General features: G+C 77.8%; 1 protein-coding gene. It reads left to right on the top strand.

The window, feature by feature from the left end; translation table 11 throughout:
* A partial coding sequence (locus V5O49_RS00010; RefSeq protein WP_332900438.1) for a hypothetical protein occupies positions 1 to 321 on the top strand: 321 nt, incomplete at its 5' end.
* Positions 322 to 418: the final 97 nt, after the last annotated feature.

A 418-nucleotide genomic window follows, 5' to 3' on the forward strand; every position in this document is an offset into this window, starting at 1 on the left:
CCAGGGAACGCCAGGAACACGGTGACGTTGTGGGCGTCCTGCTCGCCCGACGGCGACGCCACCGTGACGGTGCGGCTCAACGCCACCGACGACGGCGTCGCGCTGGTCGACCTCGTCCCGACGCTGGAGGTCTGGGGCCACAGCGACCCCGGGTACCCCCCCGCCCTCTCCTCCGCACAGCCCGGGCGGCGCGGGCGCGAGCGCGGCCGACGGCGAGTAGTCCCGGCGGCGCCCCGCGCCGCCGGCGGCCCGGTTGTTCACGCAGCCGGCGCCCCGAGGCCCTTCCCGGGCGCGGCGGTGATGTCTAGCGTGGCGTCATGAAGACGCGACGCCGCACCCTGTCCGCGGCCACGGCCTCCGCCGTGGGGCTGACCGCCTGTCTCGTCACGGCCGCCGCGCACGCCGCCGACCACGGCCG

Source organism: Isoptericola haloaureus (assembly GCF_036689775.1).
GTDB classification, from domain to species: Bacteria; Actinomycetota; Actinomycetes; order Actinomycetales; family Cellulomonadaceae; genus Isoptericola; species Isoptericola haloaureus.